Origin of the sequence: Bacillus sp. DTU_2020_1000418_1_SI_GHA_SEK_038 (assembly GCF_032341175.1) — a bacterium.
Classification (GTDB): Bacteria; Bacillota; Bacilli; order Bacillales; family Cytobacillaceae; genus Cytobacillus.
In genome coordinates, this window is sequence record NZ_CP135435.1 from 2,157,129 (window position 1) to 2,175,196 (window position 18,068).

General features: G+C 39.6%; 14 protein-coding genes. 1 reads left to right on the plus strand and 13 read right to left on the minus strand.

The window, feature by feature from the left end; genetic code table 11:
• Positions 1-6: 6 nt before the first annotated feature.
• Complete coding sequence (locus RRV45_RS10700) at positions 7-1,920, minus strand: AAA family ATPase (RefSeq protein ID WP_315668808.1); 1,914 nt, start codon at positions 1,918-1,920, stop codon at positions 7-9.
• Positions 1,921-2,069: 149 nt separating this feature from the next.
• Here RRV45_RS10700 and RRV45_RS10705 point away from each other — a divergent pair, with 149 nt between their 5' ends.
• On the plus strand, positions 2,070-2,624 hold the full coding sequence (locus RRV45_RS10705; RefSeq protein ID WP_315668809.1) for a hypothetical protein: 555 nt from the start codon (positions 2,070-2,072) through the stop codon (positions 2,622-2,624).
• Positions 2,625-3,400: 776 nt separating this feature from the next.
• Here RRV45_RS10705 and cmr6 read toward each other — a convergent pair.
• The 12 genes from cmr6 to RRV45_RS10765 all read right to left on the minus strand — a co-directional run bounded on the left by cmr6 (position 3,401) and on the right by RRV45_RS10765 (position 18,064).
• Positions 3,401-4,564, minus strand: a complete 1,164-nt coding sequence (cmr6, locus tag RRV45_RS10710) for a type III-B CRISPR module RAMP protein Cmr6 (RefSeq protein WP_315668811.1) — start codon at positions 4,562-4,564, stop codon at positions 3,401-3,403.
• A gap of 14 nt (positions 4,565-4,578) precedes the next feature.
• Positions 4,579-4,965, minus strand: coding sequence for a type III-B CRISPR module-associated protein Cmr5 (gene cmr5 / locus RRV45_RS10715; RefSeq protein ID WP_315668812.1), 387 nt, complete (start codon positions 4,963-4,965; stop codon positions 4,579-4,581).
• 16 nt (positions 4,966-4,981) lie between these two features.
• Positions 4,982-5,866 carry a type III-B CRISPR module RAMP protein Cmr4 gene (gene cmr4, locus RRV45_RS10720; RefSeq protein ID WP_315668813.1) on the minus strand — a complete coding sequence of 295 codons (885 nt, stop codon included), beginning with the start codon at positions 5,864-5,866 and terminating at the stop codon, positions 4,982-4,984.
• An 18-nt stretch (positions 5,867-5,884) separates the two neighbouring features.
• Positions 5,885-7,024, minus strand: coding sequence for a type III-B CRISPR module-associated protein Cmr3 (gene cmr3 / locus RRV45_RS10725; protein ID WP_315668815.1), 1,140 nt, complete (start codon positions 7,022-7,024; stop codon positions 5,885-5,887).
• Between the two features lie 2 nt (positions 7,025-7,026).
• The gene (cas10, locus tag RRV45_RS10730; protein ID WP_315668816.1) at positions 7,027-8,643 is read right to left on the minus strand and encodes a type III-B CRISPR-associated protein Cas10/Cmr2; all 1,617 of its coding nucleotides are present in this window, start codon (positions 8,641-8,643) and stop codon (positions 7,027-7,029) included.
• Positions 8,640-9,572 (minus strand): type III-B CRISPR module RAMP protein Cmr1, encoded by a 933-nt coding sequence (cmr1, locus tag RRV45_RS10735; RefSeq protein WP_315668817.1) that lies wholly within the window; start codon positions 9,570-9,572, stop codon positions 8,640-8,642. The genes cas10 and cmr1 overlap by 4 nt, the downstream gene beginning before the upstream one ends.
• Before the next feature lie 15 nt (positions 9,573-9,587).
• Positions 9,588-10,886, minus strand: a complete 1,299-nt coding sequence (csx2, locus tag RRV45_RS10740; RefSeq protein ID WP_315668818.1) for a TIGR02221 family CRISPR-associated protein — start codon at positions 10,884-10,886, stop codon at positions 9,588-9,590.
• Between the two features lie 8 nt (positions 10,887-10,894).
• Complete coding sequence (locus RRV45_RS10745; RefSeq protein WP_315668819.1) at positions 10,895-11,824, minus strand: CRISPR-associated protein; 930 nt, start codon at positions 11,822-11,824, stop codon at positions 10,895-10,897.
• Positions 11,751-12,092: a hypothetical protein gene (locus RRV45_RS10750; RefSeq protein ID WP_315668820.1), complete on the minus strand. Its 342-nt coding sequence runs from the start codon at positions 12,090-12,092 to the stop codon at positions 11,751-11,753. Before RRV45_RS10750 ends, RRV45_RS10745 begins: the two co-directional genes overlap by 74 nt.
• Before the next feature lie 14 nt (positions 12,093-12,106).
• Positions 12,107-13,810 (minus strand): histidine phosphatase family protein, encoded by a 1,704-nt coding sequence (locus RRV45_RS10755; RefSeq protein WP_315668821.1) that lies wholly within the window; start codon positions 13,808-13,810, stop codon positions 12,107-12,109.
• Positions 13,811-13,952: 142 nt separating this feature from the next.
• Positions 13,953-14,861 (minus strand): CRISPR system precrRNA processing endoribonuclease RAMP protein Cas6, encoded by a 909-nt coding sequence (gene cas6, locus RRV45_RS10760; RefSeq protein ID WP_315668822.1) that lies wholly within the window; start codon positions 14,859-14,861, stop codon positions 13,953-13,955.
• Positions 14,862-15,679: 818 nt separating this feature from the next.
• The gene (locus RRV45_RS10765; protein WP_315668823.1) at positions 15,680-18,064 is read right to left on the minus strand and encodes a hypothetical protein; all 2,385 of its coding nucleotides are present in this window, start codon (positions 18,062-18,064) and stop codon (positions 15,680-15,682) included.
• Between the last annotated feature and the right edge of the window lie 4 nt (positions 18,065-18,068).

The window sequence follows — 18,068 nt, forward strand, 5'->3', positions numbered from 1 at the left end:
AGGAAACTACAATCCTACTTTTTCACGGAAATGCTCACACTCTAACTTAGTGATTTGTTCATCTTGTACAATTTGCCGTACATGCAGCTGGCAAGGGCCCTTAATTTCGTAATCATATAAATATCTTGATAACGGGTTGATAAAAATAGACTCAACAATATTCCCAATCCCACGGCCGCCATTTTCTAAGTTTGCAACGGCTTTTTCCCTTATGTATTCCCTTGCTTCGTCATTAATGGAAAGAATAATTTCTTTTTGCTCTTTTAACGCTGCCACAATTTTTCGCAGCTGGTGATCAAGTATCAATTGGGCCACATCTTCACGGATATAATCAAACACGATAATGTTGTCGCCAATTCTATTAAGAATTTCTGGGCGACCAAGCTCAAGCTTGAAGTAATTATTAATTTCGTTTAATATTTTTTCCTTCAATTCTGGGTATTCCATTTGAGGTGTGACATTCGGAATTCGCTCGCCCATTGCATCCTTCTTATAGATTCCGAGATTGCTTGTGAAAATGATTAAAGTCTCAGAGAAATAGACCGTTTCTCCCTGACCATCCGTCATCCTTCCGTCCTCCAATATTTGCAGGAACTTATCCAAAATAGAAGGATGCGCCTTTTCAATTTCATCGAAAAGTAAAACAGAGAACGGGTTTTCTTTCACTGCATTTGTTAATTGACCGCCGGCTTCATAGCCAACATAACCAGGAGGGGCGCCTAGCAGTTTTTGATCGGCATGGCTTTGCTGATATTCACTCATATCAAAGCGGTGACAGCTTGACTCATCACCAAAAATGAGTTCCGCTATTGTTTTTGCCAGTTCCGTTTTTCCTGTTCCAGTTGGCCCGGCAAAAAACAATATTCCTTTAGGTTTGCTTGAATGAGATGAATGCTGCAAGCCAGAAAAACCGCCAACTGCACGTTTTAAAATATCCAATGTTTGAATAACCGCCGGCTTTTGCCCCTTCACCCTTTCTTCAATTTTGCTGTGGGCATCCTTTAACTTCTCAATACCCACTTCTTCCCACAGATTTTCCTTTATCCCATGCTTAAACAAGCGGATCGCTTCGGCAACTTTGCGAATATAGATCTCCTCTTGGCGACAGAGATTTCTAAGTCCGATTAATTCAATATTCGTAAACCCTTCCGTTAAGTCAATAAATTGCTGCTTTAGATTTTCCTGTTCTTCGGCGGGTACCTCCTTTGATCCAATGAAGCCATCGAACTCATTATCAATGAAGCTTGCCCGTATCTTTCGATTAGGCTTTGGAATATGCAATGTTTTCACATATGGATTATCCAGATACATCCATGCGGGAATATCATTCGCTTTATTACAAACGAGAAACAACAGATTATTTACTAGTTTGTTAGTCGCTTCAACACGATGGCGGTTCAGTTTTTGAGTAGTTAAAAATAAACGTGAGTACAGGGTATTCTCTTCCTCACTTAAATTTTGCGGCGATATAATATATCTTGATGACAAATTCAAAATGACTGCCAACGGTTTTGTTGAAGTCTCCATTGCCGTACTAATCATTTCGGTTGCTTTCGATACGGTAGCCTTCAGCGACATTCTTACATGATTCCGTTCTTCACTGGGGTCGGCAGTTGAACCACTCTCTACTCTGCCTTTCGCCAGCGATTCAAACTGCCTTATGTGGTCCGAACTGTAAGGATTGTAAAAACCATCAATATGATTATAAAAAATAATGGTTTCAAACCCTTGATTGACTAAATATTGGTATAAATAATAGTCAAGTGCACTAATATTCCACTGTCTTTTCCCATCAACATTGTGTGAGTAAGCATGTAAATCAAAGATATTCCCTTCTACGATAAAGGTTGATTTAATTGATTTAAAGCGATCTAATTCAAGCTCCCAGCTGCTGGGCTGTAAAAATGGATCCGAAGTCATTTTCTGTCCCCTTTTTCATACATATATTTAATGAGTATCCTTGAAACATCTTCCAAATTTTTAGGATTATAAGACTATTCTAGCTTAATTTTCAAAAAAGGTATATAATTTTTGAAAAATCAGAATTTTAAAGAAGGAGAAAAGACCCTATGCAAAAAACCATGCTTATCTTAAACTATTTTATTCTTGCTACAGCGGCTTTATGGACGTATTTAGATATGAAGGATGGTACAAAACAGTTCTATCTATTACTCGGAATTATGATTTGTATTCTATTTAGCCATCTTACGAATGTAAAATTATGGACTTTTCTTGGTTATTTAGGAACGTTCTCCTTTATTCTTTTCGCGTTGGTACGGCCCTTGAAATTAAGCTTGTATATCGAAGTACTTGCTTACGAAAAGGAATGGAACTCAATTAATCCAGTCCTTATATTAATTGGAATAGCTATCGGCCTAGCCATTTTTAGTACTATTATTAAGCTGTCGATTAATTTACTCACAATCATGTGGAGCATCTTTTTTAGCTTGATTTATTTTGTAACATTCACAACAGAGCCTCTAGGGGAATTTCTGAAAGAACTAACTTCATGGAAGGTAAAATCTACAGTCATAACAAACTACTTTTCAATTCTGCTATTGGCTGCAATCTCCGGGCTGTTCATAGAATTTTCGAATAGACCGCGTAGGGGAGAGATAAATTAGACAAAAAGGGGCTGGCGGTAAGTCCTCAAAATAAGGCAAGGGGAGGAAAATGATCGTTTTTCTACTCTTGCTTTTGTTTTTTGCGAGTTACCTAATTTCAAAGGAAATGAAATAAAAAAAGCAAGAGGGGAAGAACAACTCGATTTTCCTCCTATTGCTTTTTTTCATAGGCTTTACTTAGGATTACGTCATTGTTTGTAATCCCCCGAATGGCGGGGAGTACTTTGCAACGAGTATGACGGAAACGATCTAGACGCCCATTGCATTGAGCCGTTTCAATCCCCTTATGACGGGGAGTACGATGCAACAGTCGCCTGTTGAAGTCGGTACAGCGTACGCTGTGGCTGCGTTTCAATCCCCTCATAACGGGGAGTACGTTGCAACGCAATCCTTCTGAAAAGAAAAACGAACTATTATGGATTGAGTTTCAATCCCCTCATGACGGGGAGTACGATGCAACGCTGCCTTTTTTAAACCTTGTGGTTTCAAGGCTGAGGATGCGCAAATCGCGAACCTCTATAAAAAGAGAATAAACAAAGAAATTTTTTTACTTATTTTCTGCTTCTATTGTACCAAATCCCTTGATAAATGGGAAGTCCTTTCATTTTGCGAATCGAAACGGTACAATGCGGATATGACAGGTCCTTGGACCTTTCGTGCAAAATACGATTAGAAAATCATTATCCCAAAATCTCATGTTAAAGTGAATTTTTGCCTAAAGAACTAAAAATGATGAACGCTAGAGTTTCTAAGTTGGAAACTCTAGCTATTCGAGTTTATAATTGCAAAAGCTTTTTCACTTCTTGCACCTTGTTGTATTGTTTTTTCTGTTGTTTTTTTATCTTCCATTGCCCATTTGTTTCCCAATAAGCTTTAAGAGCAGAAGCAGCTGCAGCATTTTTCTGACTTAATACTTCTTCAAACAAAGCATTCTTGCTTTTATCTTGGTCGGCTTGCGAAGATGATAAGGATTGAATTTCATAGAGCAATCGTTCTTCTTTTGTCATCTTTTCTAAGCGGGCGGCAATTGCTTCTTGCTCACGGGCTTCTCCCTCTATTTCCATCTTTCTTAGCCGCTCTTTCCGTTGTTTTTCAATTCTTTCTTCCTGCCCAGCTATCACAATTTCAAATTCATCCTTCGTTACATCCGTAACTTCCGAAAAAAGGCCATACCCTAAAGCTGATTTGGAACCGATTCCTAATTCTTTGAATGCTCGACACGTCCAACTGGCAGCCGCTTGAATTAAATCATCACTCGAAATCGCTGTTTTAATTCCCTTTGGCACAGTTAAGAATATATTAGCCTCTTTTACATTCACAGTCCAAAACGGGACGGGATTTGGTTTTTGACTATCCGTTGCCGTATTTCCCCCGCTATAATATTCTTTAAAATGCACTGTTAATATATCCGCTTCAATTTGTAACTGCTCATGCAAGTAAATATCATAAAACTGGACCGCACCACGATTTTCCTGCGAGCCAAAAACAGCTTTTCCCCACTCATTGTCCGCCAACTTGGATTCGTCCCCCTCACAATAGGCATGAATAAACCAATGGCGAACAAGGCCCTTCACACTCGAAGCGGGGATATAAGGAAACCCATAGACCGGGTGCAAAGTAAGGGATGTCTCCTTTACATGTCCTGCCCCCATCCCAGGAATAATCCGCGATAAAGCAGTTGCCCTTAATTGCCGAATATGAAAGGATGCATTCATTTCGGCAATTGCCCGTTGCCTGCCTTTTTCGACCGTTTTTCCGAGCTTGCTTAACTCCGGCAGTATTCGTGGAGCGGGTTTCTTTTTATCAGGTGAATATTCAATTTTCCCGTTTTTCACTTCTTGAATCATTTGATTATAATGAAGGTGATACCATAAGTGGGCAATTTTCCCCCTATCAGCAGGTTTAAATGCTTCCTCCGTATCTTTCGGATGAAAATGCATCACACTCCCCTCCTTTACTCATTGATCATGCCGTCAGCAAACTTGCGCATCCAGTTTAATAGCGCAATGGTTTCCATTGTCAGCATCCTGTATTCGGAACTCTTTAGGCTTACAACCACTTCAACGAGTTCCTTTGATTCATCTATAAAGTATTCTCCATGCGTTTCCTTTAACCATCTATGTATTTGCTGATAAATGGCCAGATATTCTTTCTTTTTCTGGAAACAGAACGCCAATGTTTGTCCTAAGCCGTTAACCTGAATAAGGGATGGGATTTTCTTCACGTATGAACGATATTTCTTATTATTGTGGTTCCCGCTTTCAACAATCCTTTTTACTTCTCCAAATGCATACGCCGCCCGGCCATTTTCGATACCAGTGCGAGTTCTTACCTTGCTCATACACACACCTCCTCCTTTACAGCCAAATTTTTCTTAACATTCCATGCCCAAGTGTACTGTTGCCTCCTAATTGAAAAACAGCCGGAAACCGCATTTCATCTACTAAGAATGCTTCCACATCAGCAGCTGTCTTCATATCGTCAGTACCTGCTCCGCGAACATTCCCTGTGTAAAGAATGCTATAAAAAATCGTTTCCGGGGGAACATTTTCCTCGTACCAAAGTGCTCCCTTATCAACAATGCCTGTTTCTGAATTAATTTTTATCCGTGCATTTACTTCAGTTGATAAGCGCACAAAATCATTGAAATCATCATCTCCTAAGATAACGATTCGATCCCGAACATCCGCAGAAAAGTCCTGTTGAATATAATTCGCTAATTCGTCGGCGATTTGTTTCGTTACACTGTTCTCTTCCACAGAGAATGCATATTCTTCCAAAACAATTTTACCCTCTGAAACGATAAGTTTATTGGAGGATACCGAATTCGGCTGTATTTCCGAAAATACTCTTTTCTTTGTACCGTTAATTGCCATCTCATTGTAAAATCTATTTAAAACATATGGGCATGTGATCCATGCAAAGATCCCGCGCATTGATTTCACTGGAAAAAGCAATACCCGTGCATCACTGAAAGCAATCGCGCTCGACTGGGATTCATTATCAGCTTTCATATTTGGACTAGAACCAAACACTAACTCGAATTTCTCCGCATCCTCTGACTGTAATCGCTGCTCAACCGTATAGCGAATAGCTCCCTTCAACGATGAGCTTTCAATTTTCGGGAAACCTGTATGCTGCTCACGTTGGATAGGCAAATCTACTAAGCCGATTTCGCTCCCGCTCCCGGCATGAACAGAAGTAATGGCATGCAATAAAAATGGTTTTGCTTTTGTATACATAATGTCGCCTCCTAATCTTTAATCCATATTTGCGGCTGCAATGACTGCAAAGCCAAATCCTTCTTGCGCTCCTTGATCCGTCAATGAAAAACCATTGACTAATTGAAGCAATGAATCTACTTGCTCAGCTATTGTCATAGCTTGGTTTTCTTGCAGACTTATATAAATAATCGAACCTTCCGGCACCATGAAACAGCGTTTTTTCGGACGGTGCTTCACGATATCCCAACCGCCATACAAACTTGGTCTGCCGATTGCAGCTGTTAGCCAGTTGACATGAATTCCATTAGGTAAGGTTAACTTTGTTCCATCAAACGTCAGCGGTCGTGACCCTTGCTCCCAAATAGCGGGAGAAAGAAGGACTAATTTTGCTAGTTTTGTTTCCAATATTTGTTGCCTTATTTTTTCGAGTTCAGTGCTATCCCATAATGAAAAGTCACCCTGCTCTTGTTTTATCGACCAAGGACGGTTTTCTCCGCCAATTCTTGCAAATGGTATTTTTGTAAAATCTGGACTGTTAGGTGTATAGACGATTAAGCCGCCATCATCCTTGAAGCGTAGTTTTGTCATATTATATAAATAATTCTCTTTTGTTCGCCGCTCATTATAATCAAGGGCAATTCCTATTTTTTGTTCTTTTTCCAACAATTCATTGACTGAAATGACATCTTTAAACGGTTGTACGCCCAATAAGGCTGTCTTCCATTGTTCAATTTTCACATATTGATTTGCAGAGCCTTTCGTTTTTTCCTTGCGGTTTGACATCAGCCTCCATCCAGATCCTTGTGACGATGGGTTTTCATCCATTTGCAAACTGAGTGGATATGCGATATTGCCATCATTCTCTGTCGCCATGACTTGATGATCGAGCGGGAGCGGAAGCAATAATTCCTGCTTGTAATACAGCCCACAGTAATCAAGGCGGAAATCGCCCAGCTTATCTGGTGTCCCCATCCATTTTTTCACTTCCGCATGTGTACCTTCCCGAAATTCTTCAAATGATATATGGTGATGAATGAAGGCAGAGCGGAGTGCGCCGTATATTGTATTAGGACGCGGTGGGAAAATCCCTGTCATGGTACTATCTGATCCGGCTTCTGTCATCTGCTGCCCTTTGAAGAAAAAGGTATCAACCGGCGCTAACCTTAATTTTGTCAAAACTATTCCTCCTTTCTTTCAAAAAAGGTTAGAATCTTTAATAAATGCAAGAAATCCATTGTGGTAGGGGAGCAGTCATGTAAAGTGACTAAGTATTGAACAGCTTCCTCTACTGTTTCGTTGTTCAATCGACCTTTAACTGATCTCTTAAGCAATCTGCGCAATTCTACCTCAACCATCTCGCGAGAGGCTATTTTTTCGTAATCCTTCACCGTTGGATGAAGAAGAGGTGCAAATGCCTCCATAAAGGTATAAACAAATGTGGATGAAAGCTCTTCTTTTAAAAGCGAAATTATTCTTTCCAATTGCTCTATCGTTCGCGTATCCCCAATTGTCCAAGGAAGAACTGTTTCGGAAATCTCGCCTGCTCTCGTATGTACGCCTATTGCTAATGCATTTTTCACCGTCTGTCCCTTGCGATAGCTTTTCGCTTTCTTTTCAAGATTTCGTACTTCATTTAAAAGCCCTTGTAATGGGGCTTTCTCGTGGCCAATAACTAAACCAGCGGATGCTGTTGCCCCTTTTCCAAGCCCCTCCTCCTCACTACTGAAAGCAAAGCGCAAATCATTGGCAATCTTTAATGCATCCTGAACAGGCATAAAAGCCAATACATCGTCACCGCCGGCATAAACAAGCTGTGCTCGAACCTCTTTTTCGACAATCTTAGGAACAGCATCCATCGCGAATGTGGCCAGTTTTTTACTAACTTCGCTGTAGCTTTCCATACGCTCCCCCGAAAACAAGGAACCCATATTATCTCCGTCCATCATTAATATCGCATAATAGCTCTGATTCGCACTTGTCAATTCCGTCACAGAATTAAAGCCGCGAAACCCCTTTGAAAAATTATAGAAAAACTTAAAATAGTCGCGGGCCAAACGTTTGCCGGTGCATATGCCACATAAAAACTCGTTGTCTCTGATTCTTTGCACCTTTTCTCCCTTAAATCTCCGATCGCGCTTATCCCATGTCCGCGCTAATTTTCGCTTCATATCGCCATAGCGATCTTTCTCGCTAATATGTTTCGCACATAAGGCATCTCGTTCATGGCAAACACTGCATGTAAGGCCAAGCTGTTCAACTTGGGGATATTGTTTATCGTTTTTTAATGCGCCTAAACGGCTTTCAAGCTTTTCTCTTACTAATTTAAAGTTATCTTCATCCGCAAATGGCTCTATTACCCAATACATTTCAAGCAAGGCATCAATTTGCTCCTCAGTGGCTTTTAGTAGATAAGAACGTTTTTCATCTGGTAAACTAGCAAATAATGTTTTAATCGCAAAGCCGCAAACATCAAGAAATGCTTCTTTTATTTCCTTTTCGGTTTCTTGTAAATGTTCAATAACTTTGTTCATGTCTCCTTCGATTATCGCTGTAAAACGATTAGGCAATGAAGCGATGTGAAGGGTATCATGATTAGGATTATCAATTTCCTCACGGGACAATACGGGAAAAACGAGTTGAAATGTTGGAGCATTTTTATATAAATTTCTAAGTGCTTCACGAATTAAGTGGGAAAGTAAATAGCTTCCACTCCAAAAATCTTCAATTTTCCGAGCGGAAGAGATAAAGGACTGTACAGGTCCGACTGTAAACAATACAAGATATCGCTTCGTCATAACTTCACCCCAAGTCTACGTAAAAATTGATCCCTTTCCCGTGCATAGACGGCTTTGTCGCGAATATTACTTCCATTCGTGTGCAGCTCCGTAATAATAGGATAATAGAGGGATCCTATTTGTCGAATTGTGCACCATAACGGTGAAGCCCAGCGTGGTTTTGCTGATCCTAATGTTCCTGGCGGGTTCACCTCGTGGGATGCAACTCCAAAATTAGTTAGGATTTTTCTAATGGAGCTATCACCTGACCCGATATAAACAGCCCCTAATACTGGATGAGCTACTCGAACTGAGGATTTTCTTTTTACTAAACATGGCCCGGCTTCGTTCCAACTAAATTCATTCTCAAAACCTAGTCCTGTCAGGGATTTCTTTAATGATTCTGCAAAATCCGACACTGTGCCCCATTGATGATTCTCCCATTGACACGCTCCATACCCCCGGCGGGACCTTTGCCCCATTCCGGTAAGGTGAAGTATATAATTCATGTATTTTTCATATAGTTCGAGCTTTCTCTCATTGACCTTCATTACGTGCATATGGATGTCAATTCTCTCATTTTCCGGAATGACCGATGATTTAACGTGCGTTTGCTTCGGATCATTTCTATCTCCGGTTCGGTGCGGCAATAAATTCTCTTGTTTCTCCCCTTTTACTTGTTGAATTAACGAAAAAGACACTGGTGATTTTCTCATATTATCTGTTTCCGTCCCGCCAAAGAGCAGGACCTCTTCGGATAAAAGATTTTTATTATTTGGTTCGAGCTGCAAAGAACGCCACCAATACCTGAGAATTCCTTTCATTGAGGCAGTCCGAAATTCAGCTGCTCCCCGTGGATATGCCCCATGCATTGCCATTGGAGAAACAATCGTCAATGAATAGTTTCTTTTTGCAATGGCGGTTTTCCCTTCCAACATATTTTCCTGCATTCTTCTTCCTCCCCTCTATACTTGCTGTCTAGTCAGTTCTAGCATTTTCTCAAAGAACGGTCTTAGCTCTTTGACACCTTTTTTTAAACTAGGCAGAAATATTTCCGCCTTTCGAGCATCAGAATTTGTACCTGCATGATTAATATCATTTCGGTAGTCTGACAGACTATCGAAAGGCTTCAGCTGCTCACGGTAAGGCTTGAGAAAGGCTAATATTTCTCTAACAAGCGGTTTCTCCTTTTCCTTCACCGTCCATCTTTTCTCAGGAAGGTTCCGCATTAAAATTTTGATTGCCGGATTAATGCATTTTCTTTTCTCTCGTTCTGTCGGGTCAATTTGGAGGGCATAGCAAATAGCTGTTACACAACTTTCTTGCAATAGCGTAATGCCCGGCTGAATTAGGCGATGCTCTACACACCATTCAGCCGCAAGCAGCCCATTCATTATTTTATCGTCGCCGAAATTTTCATATTTTGATTCTATTTCCGTTAATAGTGGTACAAGCGGCTTAATTTTATTAGATTTGGCACCTCTTACCGTCTCAATCTGCTGCTTTAATTTATTAATTTCATCCGTAAGCACGAGGCTTCGACATGTCTGGAATGACTGCCCAACGATATCTAACTGTTTTGTCAATCCATTAAGCGCTGCTGTAGTTACCTTCTCTTCTTTCGATATGGATTGATCACGGAATACATTTCCCGTCTCATCATTTGTAAATTGTTTTATCAAGGAGGCATCACCGGTTCTAATAAATTGATCGACTCCGTTTGTCCAGTCAAGCAGCGTAAGCATGCTGGTTACATCTATAATAGGTGCCAGTTTTTCCGGTTGATTCCGATCAAAAAGTCCATACATGAGTTTATTAATCTTGGCCTTTTTTACTAAGCGGGCATAATTTAATACTATGAGTGACACAAGTGGGATGGAACGGAAGCTATGTGTCATATCAAAGTAAATTTCGTCCCCCTCCTTAATTTGCGAGAGGATAATATCAAACAAATTCCAGTTGGCTTCTTCATCCTGGGAGCTGCTAATATCAACGAGTTTGACTTTTGCCCCGGGAGTAATTCTTGCAAAAGCTTTTTCTAGTCCTTCTAGCCACTCTCCCTTTTTATTTAGATGTTCCGCCCAGTTTTGCGCTTTTGCTTCCTTTGTAGCAAAAACAATAATTTCCAAAGGTCCTTCTGTTAACGTATGTTCATAAATAGCAGTCTGGATAAATCGGGTAAACGTTGATTTTTTTCCTTCATATGTGTAATAGCAAGACTCATAGTCTCCCATTCCAAGAAAGGAGAACAATACTTTCCTCATCCCATTATTCAACCCCTAATCAAAATTTTTTCCGTTTCGTCTACGAACTTTCTTCCTACTTTATATATTCCGATTCCTATAGCCGCTTCACGCATATATTTATCATGGTCAAGCCAAAGATGATTGGCAGTTAATACATCTGTTGCCTGATCGTATTGATAAGCTAATCGAAAGGCAGTTTGTCCGTTGCTTGCTCCTTTATACAAATGATACAAAACCTTTTTAGGGTCTATTTTTTCAAATTCCTTTTCATGCATTAGGTCATTATTTAAACTATTTTCATATTTAAGCTTTTTAATTAGTTCCCGCAGCTGCTGTGCGATAAAAATAGACTGATGTTTATTTTCGATGGCAAAACGTTGGACTTGTTCAGAAAGGATATATTTAGTCCCAAATAAATGGTCATACTTTGAACGTTCAAACAAAAACTCCCCGAACGGGCTTAACGCAACAAAGTGTTCTTCCAACGAAAAGAGTGCTGTATGTTTTTGGATCAACTGTTGTTCCTCATACGTTAATGAGCCCAATTCCATTAAGTCAAGCTGACATTTTCGCAGTAATTGACTATTTTCACCCACAAAGTCTTCATCGATATCTAATGGCATTGGCGGTAATTCAATAAGAATTTGATGATCTTCATGTAAATAAGCCGTCGGATAATGCAAAAATGACCCGATCAAATATCCGAGCGATGTTATAACTTTGTATCCGCCAATTGGGGCGAAGCAGGTTGTGGCCGGTTCACCTTCGGTTAACGCATCAGCTAGTACACGCAAAACACCGGCAGCTTGATGTTTCAGATCCTTAGAATTTGAAACAGACATTTCGATATAAAGCACTTTGACATTTGCTCTTATCTTCTCTTCAAAAATATACCGCAGCATGCGTTCGCAAATGATACCCCCGAAGGTTTTTGTTACAATTAGTACAATCGTCATGTTCTCTGCACATTTTTTTATTCTTTATTAAGGTATGAATCATCGAATACTCGGCACTAACTGCATGAGGATTTTTTTCAATCTCATACATATATGTTTTAGCCTGCTCGAAATACTGCTCCATTTCCTTCGTCATTTCTTCCGTTATCCTTGTCGTCTGAAGCGATGTTGTTAATATACCAGCTGTCCTATTCCCGGTTTTATTTGAAAATAAATTATTACCGGTAAATAAAGAGATCCCACATGTCATAACAACCGTATGATACATAGCTCCACTCCCAATTAAATTGATAATTTATCTAAATGATGAGCATTATTGACACAACGAATAATTATTTGGTTATTCTTCATAATAAAATGATGAATGGACGTATCTTCTGAATCTACACGGAAATCATGACTTAACGGCAAATTCATTACTTCTTTTAAAATAACGTTAATTGCACGTCCATGCGTAACTAAACAAACTGTTTTACATTGATGCCGATGAACAAGCTCATAAAATAATTCAACGACGCGCCGATTAAATTCGATGTTAGACTCGCCATCAAATGTCCTATCAAAAATTACTTGTTTCGAAGGCAGTGGATATAAAATTTCAGCTTCGCTTTTTGTTAAACCACCAGGTTTACCATAATTCATCGCTCGTAAATCATCTAATATTATCGGCTGCAAGCCCAATTCCCTACTTATATGTTCTGCTGTTTGTTTAGCCCTGCTTAATGAACTGGCATATAATATATCGATTTCAGGATGTTCATTTTTTAGATGTTCAGCTACTAATTCAGATTGCTTATGACCCATTTCGGTCAATTCAAAGTCTGCCCATCCTTCAATCCTTTGTTCTTCTTCCCCAACATGCTGCCCATGTCGAACTAGGATAAATTCTACGCTTCCCTCATCCTGATTCGACATAAACGGCTGATAGCGCTGGTATAATTCCACCATTACCGCGTTTAGCTCTAGCTCATTTTTGGCAGTTGTATGGATGGAAAATTTCCATGTCTTTTGATCTTGTCCATACGTACCTTCAATTGCACTGTTATGTATATTCAGTATTTGAAAGACTAGCGGTCCTGTTATATCATCTTTCATTCCTGTTATTTCAACTTTTTTCACATAACTCAAAGATTGAATGCTTTCTAGAATTGTTTGTAAGCTTAATGGTATATGGTCTAAATATTCAATCAATTCAACTGACACATTCCCCTTATTTTCCGTAGGGAGATAGAGTTTTCCTTCGTCCTTAAACCGATCCCAAAGCACCTCATGTAAAAGCAGACCAACTGAGGATAAACGAAGCTGTCCTCCTGAACGTTCAATTAACCCTTTTAAAGGCTCGAGATCAACGTTATCCGGCAATAATTTTGATGATAGAATCCCTAAATTATGTAACTCCTGAAACAAGCTAAAGTTTTTCAACCAAAGCTTATAATCCAAAGAAACCGGCAGTACAGGGAGTTGCACAACTGAAGAGAAACCTTCAAATTGATAGTAGACAGGAATTTTCAATACTTGTCCAATTAATCCCGCAAACGAAATTTGCGCTTTATAGCCGCCTGTAGCATTGATGATGCATGCAGATTCGCGTTCCGGAACACTCTTAATAATTTGCACAATTACTTTTACGAGATTCCTTAACCCCTCTTCTTTAAAAAACTCTGGTTTCTCACCGTTTAAGTGTTCAATTGTAATTGTATGAACGCGATGAAAAAGAGAAATAAAATACGCTTTTAAAATTTCATTTATCTTTTTCCCCTCTTTAGTGTCTGAACATAGTAAATATAGATTTTGTTGTTCATTTAATAGTTGTTCATCTATTATAGATAGAATAGAGGATATCTCCGCACTAATTTTCCCAGGGTCCTCTAGCTTGTCTAATTTACTAGCTATCTCTTGAGCGGGCAATTCCCAATCTATTTGACTTCTTTTAAGGCTGCCTATAAGTGACGTTCCTACTGTGGCAATCACAGTGTTTTTAATCATACCCTATCCTCCATAATAAGTTATTAGCTTTAGCCTAAATACATGTATGCTTTCAGATATTAAAACATACATATATAAGAAAATTCTACTATATTTTCAGATTTAAAGGAAATATTTAGTGGGTAATCTATCCTAAATAACTTTACTTCCAAATTTTTATTTTTCCAAATCCCATTGATGTACTCTTCCCAATATGGATGAGTTCAGCAAATTTTAAGAGGTGATAGGTTTCACGAGTACCCTCGTATTTTTGTAATCCGATCAATCCATCTAACCGCATTTTTTGACTTTTCCTATTTGAATAACGTTCAATGCTAGCCGCTTGCAAAAAATCATATACTTTATTTGCAACCACATCTTGTTCCGCTCTAATATTCACGTAAAGTTCTGGATAATAATGGCTTGCAATTTGATTGACTCTGCTCGTTATACTTTTCATAATAATCGAATATGTAAGTGTTTTTTGAAGCCTACCTTGATGAGTAATTCGTGCTGGCGTTATAAATTCAATAATAACCTCATTACGTTCCTCTAATTCAAGTTGTTTTGCGGGTATTTTTTTGCACTCTATATTTCCATCAATATATATAGATGATGTTATTTGTTCATCATTATAGGCTTCAACTTTCTTCAATTTCGCCGCAAGCCTAGACGCTCCCAATCCAATTTGCCCCATTTTCTCAAAGCATTGACACAATTCCGGGGTCATATCGTTTAGAAAGCTAATGGTTATGAGTTCAAAAGAGATGCGGTCCCCTGCTTTCCATTCCGTTCGGTAATCATTGCATCGCATTACAAACGGGTGCGGCGCAAATCCACCTTGAAGATTTGGCGATTCAAAAATCTGTTTATACATGCAGCCCTTCCCATATAAACACTCCGAATTTCCGCCCTCCGCACAAGAAGGGCAGGCTGTCTCCCGTAACGCATGCCCCATTAATCCCCTAAAGGTAGACCCTTTAAAAGATGGCAGAACCCCATCTTCTAATAATTCGTAAGTCACAATAATATGTCCGATTGACATTCTCTGGATTAAATCATATATTTCCATTTCTTCGGCTCCCTTTAGATAAATCTTATCCCATTACTGTAACTATTCCATTTTGGGAAGAGAAATAAATTATTGAATGCAGTTATATACTTGCTAATCATTTTACGAGATCGCTCGTTAAATTCACTATTAAAAAAGACAGAGGATCTCCTCTGTCTTTTTCTTTGCTATTCAATTTAAAGTTACAAACAAATACTGACGACTACCAAGTCAACGAAACTGACCAGTTTCAATCCCCTCATGACGGGGAGTACGTTGCAACGCTGCCTATTTTAAACCCTTGTGGCTCTAAGGCTGATGATGCGTAAATCGCGAACCTCTATAAAAAGGTAATAAACAAAGCAACTTATTTATTTATTTTCCGTTTCCATTGTACCAAATCCCTTGATAAATGGAAAGTTTTTCATTTTGCGAACCGAAACGATATAATGCGGTTAGCGCCTTTAAGTGAGTATTCGAGATTAGACATGACTATCTTTTGTAAGGAAAATTGATCATCACCATTCATAATGCCACCCGTATGTCTAAATGTATGCGGTGATACCTTGTTATTTGATATACCACTCATTTCCCCTAATTCAGTTAGACTTCTTCTCCATGTATTACTAAGAATATCCCTAGAATCCTTATTACAAAAATTCCCGTGCATGAGATTCGTTTATCAACAGCATAAACGAATCACGCAAATGGATTTTCTAGCTTATCTGTTTCAAAGGAATCTGGAAGTAGTATAGGATTAATTCCTAGATATATATAATGAACAAAAAAGCATAAATTTCACGAAGCTTTACGCTTTTTTGTCCGATATCAAAACGAACTTAACGCTTTTTCTTCCCAAAAAACATTCTTCGAATTTTAGCGCCGTAATTATTGGCATCTTCCTCTACCGGTTGGCGCTCATATTCATCAAATCGATCCTCACTAAATTGGATATAACGGCTACGCCCAAAAAGATCTTTGCCAAGATTATAAGACCAATCCTTCACAGGCTCTAAATTTGGATTGGCTAACCACGAGTGCACATTATTTTCCACTCTTGAACGAAACATTTTAAACCGCTGCGTCCGATCCCAATCCTCCTTCATCTCATGTTGCTTGGCATGCTTCAGTTCATGCCCAAGCGTGTCCACTGTTTCCTGGACATCGTTTTCAAGGAAAAATCGGTTAATGGAAACAGTATTATTTGCTTTCCTATAACACCCGTAGCTAGCCTCAACTGCTGTCGGCTCTTTATAATAATAGTCAATCGTCGGCGGATTTTTTAAGTTTAATAGCTCTGTTGCAATATACTCGCCAACATGTTCAATCGCTGCCTCTTTTTCCTCCAACGTCTTATCAGCCCATTTGGCCTCATCTACCTGCTCTCTCGCCGCCTCTAAGCGCTGCTCCTTTGCCTCAATGATTTCATCCCAGAGCGACATCGAAGAACCAGAATCAATCCATTTATTAAAGGCTTCTTGTTCCGTAAGGTTGTCAGACTCGGTGCGGTCCCCCGTCTTTTCTAGTTTTTGATCCATAAATTCGTCAAACTCAGCCTTTGCCTCTGGCTTCCCTTCGTCTCGTTCCATGAACTTGTCAAACTCGTTCTTTGCTTCAATCTTTTCTTCGTCTTGTCCCATGTATTCATCAAGCTCAGACTTCATTTCTCGTTCTATAAGCTGGTCATGCTTAGGACTTTCGTCAAGTACATCAGTAGCTTGTTCGACACGCTGGTCCGATTCAGGCATTGCTTCGATTGGAGCTTCGCTGTCAGCTGATTCAGACTCCTTCTGGAGTTCCTCATAGAACTTCCTGCTTGCCAGCCCGTGAGCAGCGCATTCCTCGGCGATTTCAGCATTGACTAGTCCTAAAACAGACGGGTGCACATACATTTCATTTTTTTCCTTGTTATATTCACCCATGACAAGTTGGTCGCCTTTGACGACATCCCCGTTATTTGGAGCCTCAAACACCAAACGCGGAGGATCCTCTAGTTCATTTTCAGCTGCTTTTCTGAACGCACGCTGCATTAGCTCTTTTCTCTCTTCAAATGAGGAATCCTTCCAGTCTTTCACTTCTGCTTCAGCCTCCGTGATAGAAGTGGCAAGCTTTTCACGATAATCTTGTTGCAATCCTTCGAACTGTCTGTTTTTTCGGTTCACATCGGAAAACTCTACCTCTTCAGCAATTTCCGTCTGCTGATGAAGCCGCTCCAACTGCTCCTGCGCAAATGCCTCGGCATCTTCTTTAAAACCGTTTTTGCGGTACTCATTGAGAGCAATTGTCATACCCTCCTGATAAAAGGAAGCATCCCATTCCGCTGCTCTGTCATCACATGGCTCGCCGCGATACTTTTTACCCATTTCTTGATGCATATATGCTTTATACGTTTCTCGCGATAACGACGAGATCACTTTGTCAAAATCATCGAAGTGCTCTTCGTTTAATTCGATTTGGTTTAAACCTTGATGGTAGCTGCTGTCATACTTTTCGGTATGAACATTGGTATAAAATCGGATGTCTTTGCATTCCTTATCAATGCCTAACTGCTCGTGCAATTCTTGATGATATTTATTTAATTGCTCGCGTTTTTCTTCCAAACTAGCCTCGTTCCAACTATTTCCATTTAACTGGAAGGATTCACCTTCTGTCTGATTAACACTGGATTCTTCCCATTTTTCATGACGTTGTTCGGAGTCAAAGTCGCTTTCATGAAAACCGTCTATTTGCTTTTCTTCATTGCGCTTCTGACGCTCGAGCGGTTCCACTGAATCAAGATCCTTTTCTTTCAACCGTTCTCTACTTTCAAAACTGTCATCGTCCTCATCTTCCAGCCCATCGTCATTGTTTTCCTGCTCATGCTCGTTTTTCTTCTTCTCGAGAGCTGCTTCACCCGCGATCTCCAGCATCTCTGAAGCATGAACACCACCCGGGCCACCTGCCGCTAATGACAGATACTCCACGCTTTTTTTAACATCCTCAACCGTTATTTCTCCTTTTTCTTTTGAATCAGATCGTCCCTTATTATTGAGGAAATCATCTTCATTAAAGCCGTCGCTTTCATTTTCTACTTCCCTATTAAAAAAATCAGACTCGTTAAAGCCATCGTTTTCTTGCAAAAAATCTCTTTCATCAAAACTGTCTTTTGACTCAAAGCTTTTGTCTTCACGCTGCTCAGTTTTTTTTGCTTCATTACTCCCAGATTCAAAATAATCTCGTTCCAATGAT

What these genes read in the sequence shown, in the direction of transcription:
- csx2 (WP_315668818.1), bottom strand. Translation starts at nt 10,886, where the DNA reads ATGAGGAAAGTATTGTTCTCCTTTCTTGGAATGGGAGACTATGAGTCT.
- RRV45_RS10705 (WP_315668809.1), top strand. Translation starts at nt 2,070, where the DNA reads ATGCAAAAAACCATGCTTATCTTAAACTATTTTATTCTTGCTACAGCG.
- cas10 (WP_315668816.1), bottom strand. Translation starts at nt 8,643, where the DNA reads ATGACGAAGCGATATCTTGTATTGTTTACAGTCGGACCTGTACAGTCC.
- cmr4 (WP_315668813.1), bottom strand. Translation starts at nt 5,866, where the DNA reads ATGTATACAAAAGCAAAACCATTTTTATTGCATGCCATTACTTCTGTT.
- cmr5 (WP_315668812.1), bottom strand. Translation starts at nt 4,965, where the DNA reads ATGAGCAAGGTAAGAACTCGCACTGGTATCGAAAATGGCCGGGCGGCG.
- cas6 (WP_315668822.1), bottom strand. Translation starts at nt 14,861, where the DNA reads ATGGAAATATATGATTTAATCCAGAGAATGTCAATCGGACATATTATT.
- cmr6 (WP_315668811.1), bottom strand. Translation starts at nt 4,564, where the DNA reads ATGCATTTTCATCCGAAAGATACGGAGGAAGCATTTAAACCTGCTGAT.
- RRV45_RS10745 (WP_315668819.1), bottom strand. Translation starts at nt 11,824, where the DNA reads ATGACGATTGTACTAATTGTAACAAAAACCTTCGGGGGTATCATTTGC.
- RRV45_RS10700 (WP_315668808.1), bottom strand. Translation starts at nt 1,920, where the DNA reads ATGACTTCGGATCCATTTTTACAGCCCAGCAGCTGGGAGCTTGAATTA.
- RRV45_RS10750 (WP_315668820.1), bottom strand. Translation starts at nt 12,092, where the DNA reads ATGTATCATACGGTTGTTATGACATGTGGGATCTCTTTATTTACCGGT.
- cmr1 (WP_315668817.1), bottom strand. Translation starts at nt 9,572, where the DNA reads ATGCAGGAAAATATGTTGGAAGGGAAAACCGCCATTGCAAAAAGAAAC.
- RRV45_RS10755 (WP_315668821.1), bottom strand. Translation starts at nt 13,810, where the DNA reads ATGATTAAAAACACTGTGATTGCCACAGTAGGAACGTCACTTATAGGC.